Origin of the sequence: Nonomuraea sp. MG754425, from assembly GCF_021699195.1 — a bacterium.
In the GTDB taxonomy this organism is placed as follows: domain Bacteria; phylum Actinomycetota; class Actinomycetes; order Streptosporangiales; family Streptosporangiaceae; genus Nonomuraea.
The window spans coordinates 1-6,956 of record NZ_SSXE01000312.1; the positions used below are offsets into that span (position 1 = coordinate 1).

At 75.3% G+C, this 6,956-nt stretch carries 5 protein-coding genes; all 5 read left to right on the plus strand.

The features are described from left to right. Window positions 1–1,413 (plus strand): cytosine permease (locus FAF44_RS51095; protein WP_272896182.1); only part of this gene is annotated, 1,413 nt, incomplete at its 5' end. Between the two features lie 14 nt (window positions 1,414–1,427). Continuing rightward, window positions 1,428–3,083, plus strand: coding sequence for a urocanate hydratase (gene hutU / locus FAF44_RS51100; RefSeq protein WP_237110745.1), 1,656 nt, complete (start codon window positions 1,428–1,430; stop codon window positions 3,081–3,083). Continuing rightward, on the plus strand, window positions 3,083–4,306 hold the full coding sequence (locus tag FAF44_RS51105; protein ID WP_237110746.1) for an allantoate amidohydrolase: 1,224 nt from the start codon (window positions 3,083–3,085) through the stop codon (window positions 4,304–4,306). The genes hutU and FAF44_RS51105 overlap by 1 nt, the downstream gene beginning before the upstream one ends. Next, window positions 4,297–5,652: a formimidoylglutamate deiminase gene (locus FAF44_RS51110; RefSeq protein ID WP_237110747.1), complete on the plus strand. Its 1,356-nt coding sequence runs from the start codon at window positions 4,297–4,299 to the stop codon at window positions 5,650–5,652. Before FAF44_RS51105 ends, FAF44_RS51110 begins: the two co-directional genes overlap by 10 nt. Window positions 5,653–5,702: 50 nt before the next feature. After that, window positions 5,703–6,872, plus strand: coding sequence for an imidazolonepropionase (gene hutI / locus FAF44_RS51115; protein WP_237110748.1), 1,170 nt, complete (start codon window positions 5,703–5,705; stop codon window positions 6,870–6,872). The last annotated feature ends 84 nt before the right edge of the window (window positions 6,873–6,956 follow it).

Consider the following 6,956-nt stretch of genomic DNA (forward strand, 5'->3'; position numbering starts at 1 on the left):
GACCCACCCCCCGCCCCCACGGTGGAGCGCCGCACGATCGACGTGATCCCCGACGCCGAACGGCACGGCACGCCACGCAGCCAGTTCACCCTCTGGTTCGGGGCCAACATGCAGATCACGGCCATCGTGGACGGCGCGCTGGCCGTCGTGTTCGGGGCCGACGCCCTGTGGGCGATCATCGCCCTGCTGATCGGCAACGTCCTGGGCGGCGTCGTGATGGCGCTGCACTCGGCCCAGGGGCCGCGGCTCGGCCTGCCCCAGATGATCTCCAGCCGGGCACAGTTCGGCGTGCACGGCGCGGTCGTGCCGCTCGTCCTCGTCGTGCTGATGTACCTGGGCTTCGCCGCGACCGGCAGCGTGCTGGCCGGGCAGGCGCTCGGCCGGATCCTGCACATCCCCGCCGGCGCCGGCATCCTGCTCTTCGGCCTGCTGACGGTGATCGTCGCCGTCACCGGTTACCGGCTCATCCACACCGTCGGCAGGATCGCCACCGTGGTCGGCGTGCTCGGGCTCGGCTACCTGCTGATCGCCGTGTTCAGCACCTACGACGTGGGGGCGGTCGTCGGCGTCAAGCCGTTTGAGGCCCCGACGTTCCTGCTGGCCGTGGGGCTCGGCGCGGCCTGGCAGCTCACGTTCGGCCCGTACGTCGCCGACTACTCGCGCTACCTGCCTCGCCGGACCCCCGAGCGCGCCACGTTCTGGAGCACGTTCGCGGGCAGCGTGATCGGCTCGCAGTGGGCGATGACGCTGGGCGCGCTGATCGCGGCCGTCTCCGGGGAGGTGTTCGTCGGCGACCAGGTCGGGTTCGTCGGCGAGCTGGCCGGGCCCGCGATCGTCGCGGTGCTGATCTACGCCGTGATCGTGGTCGGCAAGCTGACCGTCAACACGCTCAACGCCTACGGCGGCTTCATGTGCCTGCTGACGACGGTGACGGCGTTCGACGGCCGCTCGCGGATCTCGCCGGTGGCCCGCGCGCTCTACATCGCCGGCTTCACGGCCGTGTCGATCGCGGTGGCGCTGCTGGCCAGCGCCGACTTCCTGACCAGCTTCAAGAACTTCGTGCTGGTGCTGCTGATGGTGTTCACGCCGTGGAGCGCCATCAACCTCACCGACTACTACCTGGTCTCCAAGGAGCGGGTGGACATCCCCGCCCTGTACGACCCGGCGGGCCGCTACGGCCGCTGGAACGTGGCCGCCCTGGCCAGTTACGCCTTCGGCGTGCTGATCCAGATCCCGTTCCTGGCGCAGCAGCTCTACACCGGGCCGGTCACGGAACTGCTCGGCGGCGCGGACATCTCCTGGATCGTCGGCCTGCTGGCGACCGCCGCGCTCTACTATCCGTGGGCCCGTCGCACGTCGAACCCGCCCGCCGAGATGATCTACCCGTCCACCGAGCCGGCACCGGCCCGCTGACGAAAGGAACCACCATGGAAGGCGCACGCCCGGTCCGGGCCGCCCGCGGCACCGAGCTGACAGCTCTGGGCTGGCAGCAGGAGGCCGCGTTGCGGATGTTGCAGAACAACCTCGACCCCGAGGTGGCCGAGCACCCCGACGAGCTCGTGGTCTACGGCGGCACGGGACGCGCCGCCCGCGACTGGCGCTCCTTCGACGCGATCGAGCGGACGCTGCGCACGCTCAAGGCCGACGAGACGATGCTGGTCCAGTCGGGCCGGCCGGTCGGCGTCATGACCACCCACGAGTGGGCCCCGCGCGTGCTGATCGCCAACTCCAACCTGGTCGGCGACTGGGCCACCTGGGAGGAGTTCCGGCGGCTGGAGGCGGCCGGGCTCACCATGTACGGCCAGATGACGGCCGGTTCGTGGATCTACATCGGCACGCAGGGCATCCTCCAGGGCACGTACGAGACGTTCGCCGCGGTCGCGGCCAAGAGGTTCGGCGGCTCGCTGGCCGGGACGATCACGCTCACCGCCGGGCTCGGCGGGATGGGCGGCGCCCAGCCGCTGGCCGTCACCATGAACGGCGGCGTCGCGATCTGCGTCGAGTGCGACCCGTCGCGCATCCGCCGCCGCCTCGAACACGGCTACCTCGACGTGGAGGCCGGCGACCTGGAGGAGGCGCTGCGGCTGGCCGCCGAGGCCAGGGACGCGCGCCGGCCGCTGTCGATCGGGCTGCTCGGCAACGCCGCCGACGTGCTGCCGCGCATGCTCGCCGGGGGCGCGCCGATCGACGTCGTGACGGACCAGACCAGCGCCCACGACCCGCTGGCGTACCTGCCGCTGGGGATGGCGTTCGAGGACATGGCCGCCGAGCGGGTCAAGGACCCGGCCGGTTTCACCGAGCGGGCGCGCGCCTCGATGGCCAGGCACGTCGAGGCGATGGTGGGCTTCATGGACGCCGGGGCGGAGGTGTTCGACTACGGCAACTCGATCAGGGGTGAGGCGAAACTGGCCGGCTACCGGCGCGCCTTCGACTTCCCCGGGTTCGTCCCGGCCTACATCCGCCCGCTGTTCTGCGAGGGCAAGGGCCCGTTCCGGTGGGCGGCGCTGTCGGGCGACCCGGCCGACATCGCCGCCACCGACCGCGCGATCCTGGAGCTGTTCCCCGGCAATGAGCCGCTGGCCCGCTGGATCCGGCTGGCCGGGGAGAAGGTGCGCTTCCAGGGGCTGCCCGCGCGGATCTGCTGGCTCGGCTACGGCGAGCGCGACCGCGCCGGGGAGCGGTTCAACGACATGGTGGCGAGCGGCGAGCTGCGCGCCCCGGTCGTGATCGGCCGCGACCATCTCGACTGCGGGTCGGTGGCCTCGCCGTACCGGGAGACCGAGGGCATGCTCGACGGCTCCGACGCCATCGCCGACTGGCCGCTGCTGAACGCGATGGTGAACGTGGCCTCGGGGGCCTCGTGGGTGTCGATCCACCACGGCGGCGGGGTCGGCATCGGCCGTTCCCTGCACGCCGGGCAGGTGACCGTGGCCGACGGCACGGCGCTGGCCGGGGAGAAGATCCGCCGCGTGCTGACCAACGACCCGGGCATGGGGGTCATCAGGCACGTGGACGCGGGGTACGAGCAGGCCGGGGAGGTCGCGCTCCGTACCGGGGTGCGCGTGCCGATGAAGGAGTCCTGATGCCGTCGTCGTTCCAGGAGATGTGGGCGGAGCTGCTGCCGCTCGGACGGGATCCGGGCTCGGGCGGCTACCGGCGCTTCGCCTGGACCCCGGCCGACGCCGAGTGCCGGGCCTGGTTCCGCGCGCAGGCGGCGGCCCGCGGCCTGGCCTGCGAGGTGGACCGCAACGGCAACCAGTGGGCCTGGCTGGGCGACCCGGCGGCGGGCGACGCGGTCGTGACCGGCTCGCACCTCGACTCGGTGCCGGACGGCGGGGCGTTCGACGGGCCGCTCGGCGTCGTGTCGGCCTTCGCCGCCCTGGACGAGCTGCGCTCGCGCGGCGCGCGGCCGTCCCGGCCGGTCGCGGTGGTGAACTTCGGCGACGAGGAGGGCGCCCGCTTCGGGCTGGCCTGCGCCGGTTCGCGGCTGGCGGCCGGGGTGCTCACCCCGGAGCGGGCCGCCGCGCTGCGCGACGCCGACGGGGTCTCGCTGCCGCAGGCGATGGAGCGGGCCGGCCACGACGCCGAGGCGATCGGCCCGGACGACGAACGGCTGGCCCGCGTCGGGGTGTTCGTCGAACTGCACGTGGAGCAGGGCCGTCACCTGGAGGACACGGCGTCCCCGGTGGGGGTCGCCTCGTCGATCTGGCCGCACGGGCGCTGGCGCTTCGACTTCCGCGGCGAGGCGAACCACGCGGGCACCACGCGGATGGGCGACCGGCACGACCCGATGCCCGCCTTCGCCGCCACCGTGCTGGCCGCGCGGGAGCGGGCCGCGGCGGCGGGCGCGCGGGCCACGTTCGGCAAGCTCGGCGTGCTGCCGAACGGCGTCAACGCGGTCCCGGGCCTGGTGCGGGCCTGGCTGGACGCGCGCGCCGCCGACGAGGACACGCTCGGCGCGCTGGTCGGCGCGATCGAGCGGGCGGCCCGCGAGCACTCCGCCGCCGAGGGGGTGCAGGTGGCGCTCACCCGCGAGTCGTTCACCCCGGTCGTGGACTTCGCGCCCGCGCTGCGGGACGAGCTGGTCCGGCTGCTGGCGGCGCGCCGGGCGTACGAAGTGCCCGTGCTGCCGACGGGGGCCGGGCACGACGCGGGGATCCTGGCGGCGAAGGTGCCGACGGCGATGCTGTTCGTCCGCAATCCGACGGGCGTGTCCCACTCCCCCGCCGAGCACGCCCGCGAGGACGACTGCGTCGCCGGGGTCGAGGCGCTGGCCGACGTGCTGGAGGGGCTGGCATGCCGGTGACGTCGTCCCCGGAGGCCGTCTACCACGCCGAACACGCCTGGACCGGCGGCGCGGTCGCCTCCGGGGTGGTGATCGAGGTCGCCGGGGGACGGATCGCCGCCGTCCGCACGGGGGTCGCCGTCCCGCCGCCGGGCGCGCGGGCGCTGCGCGGGCTGACCCTGCCGGGGCTGGCCAACGCGCACTCGCACGCCTTCCACCGGGCGCTGCGCGGCATCGCGCAGCGCGGCTCCGGCACGTTCTGGACCTGGCGGGACAGCATGTACGACGTGGCCGCCCGGCTCGACCCCGGCAGCTACCTGGAGCTGGCCAGGGCGGTCTACGCGGAGATGGCGCTGGCCGGGGTGAGCTGCGTCGGCGAGTTCCACTACCTGCACCACGCGCTGGGCGGCCGGCCGTACGCGGACCCGAACGCGATGGGCGAGGCGCTGATCGAGGCGGCGGCCCAGGCCGGGATCAGGATCACGCTGCTGGACACCTGCTACCTGTCCGCGGGCTTCGGCGCGCCGCCGGAGCCGCACCAGCTCCGCTTCGCCGACGCCGACGCCGATGCCTGGGCCGCGCGGGCGTCGGCGCTGAAGGAGCGCGAGCACGCCAGGATCGGGGCGGCGATCCACTCGGTCCGCGCGGTGCCGGCCGGCCAGATCGCCCCGGTCGCGCGGTGGGCGGCCGAGCGGGACGCGCCGTTGCACGCGCACCTGTCGGAGCAGCCCGCCGAGAACGAGGCGTGCCTGGCCGCCCACGGGTGCACGCCCACCCGGCTGCTGGCCGAGCGGGGCGCGCTCGGCCCGCGCACGTCCGCGGTGCACGCCACCCATCTGACCGGCGACGACATCGCGCTGCTCGGCGGCTCGGCCACGACGATCTGCATGTGCCCGACCACCGAACGGGACCTGGCCGACGGCATCGGCCCGGCGGCCGGCCTGGCGCATGCGGGCTCGCCGATCAGCCTGGGGAGCGACAGCCACGCCGTGGTGGACCTGTTCGAGGAGGCACGGGCGGTGGAGCTGGACGAGCGGCTGCGCACCCTGCGGCGCGGCCACTGGAGCGCCGCCGCGCTGCTGCGCGCCGCGACCCGCGACGGGCACGCCTCGCTGGGCTGGCCGGAGGCGGGCCGCATCGAGGCGGGCGCGCTCGCCGACCTGACCACGGTCGCGCTCGACTCGGTGCGCACGGCCGGGCCGCCCGCCGCGCTCGGCGCGGAGACCGCGGTGTTCGCCGCCACCGCCGCCGACGTGCGGCACGTCGTGGTGGGCGGTCGCCAGATCGTCCGCGACGGCGCGCATCTGCTCGTGCCGGACGTGCCCGCGGCGCTCGCCGGCACGATCGCCCGGCTCACCGCGTCGTGAGGCCCCGGCCGGGGATCTCGCGCGAAGACCTCGCAGAAAGAAGGACTCCCGTGTCCGTCGCCATCACCGGCATCGGCAGCCTGCTCACCAACGACCCCGAGCTGGGCACGATCGCCGGCGCGGCCGTCGTCCTCGACGAGGGGCGGGTCGCCTGGGCCGGGCCCGCCGCCCGGGTCCCGGACGCCGACGAGCGCGTGGACGCGGGCGGGCGGGCCGCGATCCCCGGGTTCGTGGACTCGCACGCGCACCTGGTGTTCGCCGGGGACCGCACCGCGGAGTTCGACGCCCGCATGTCGGGGCAGCCGTACTCGGCGGGCGGGATCCGCACCACGGTGGCCGCCACCCGTGCCGCCTCCGACGCCGACCTGGACGCGAACGTCGCCCGGTACGTGGCCGAGGCGCTGCGCCAGGGGACCACGACGATCGAGTGCAAGTCCGGCTACGGGCTCACGGTCGCCGACGAGGAGCGCTCGCTGCGGATCGCGGCCCGCCACACCGACGAGGTCACCTACCTGGGCGCGCACGTCACCCCGCCCGAGTACGCCGCCGACCCGGACGCGTACGTGGCGCTGGTGACCGGCCCCATGCTGACGGCGTGCGCCCCGCACGCCCGGTGGGTGGACGTCTTCTGCGAGCGGGGTGCCTTCGACGGCGACCAGGCGCGCGCGGTGCTCGCGGCGGGCGTGCGGGCGGGCCTGACGCCCCGGGTGCACGCCAACCAGCTCGGCCCGGGGCCGGGCGTGCGGCTGGCCGTCGAGCTGGGGGCCGCCTCCGCCGACCACTGCACGCATCTCGACGACGCCGACGTGGACGCGCTGGCGAGCGGCCGGACGGTGGCGACGCTGCTGCCCGGCGCGGAGTTCTCCACGCGCAGCCCGTACCCGGACGCCCGCCGGCTGCTGGACGCCGGGGTGACGGTGGCGCTGTCCACCGACTGCAACCCGGGGTCGAGCTTCACCAGCTCGATGCCGTTCTGCGTGGCGCTGGCCGTGCGGGAGATGGGCATGACCCCGGAGGAGGCGGTGGTCGCCGCCACGCTGGGCGGGGCCAGGGCCCTGCGCCGCGCGGACGTGGGCCGCCTGTCCCCCGGCTCCCGCGCGGACCTGGTGCTGCTCGACGCGCCGAGCCACGTCCACCTGGCCTACCGGCCGGGGGTGCCGCTGGTCTCCGCGGTGTGGCGCGCCGGGGTCCGCGTGCCGGGAGCCGGCACAGGCGGGTGAGGCCGGGGCCGGCTCGGGCAGGCGAGGCCGGCTCGGGCAGGCGGGCGGGCGAGGCCGACTCGGGCGAGCGGGCGCGGCCGGGGA

What these genes read in the sequence shown, in the direction of transcription:
- FAF44_RS51110 (WP_237110747.1), top strand. Translation starts at nt 4,297, where the DNA reads ATGCCGGTGACGTCGTCCCCGGAGGCCGTCTACCACGCCGAACACGCC.
- hutU (WP_237110745.1), top strand. Translation starts at nt 1,428, where the DNA reads ATGGAAGGCGCACGCCCGGTCCGGGCCGCCCGCGGCACCGAGCTGACA.
- FAF44_RS51105 (WP_237110746.1), top strand. Translation starts at nt 3,083, where the DNA reads ATGCCGTCGTCGTTCCAGGAGATGTGGGCGGAGCTGCTGCCGCTCGGA.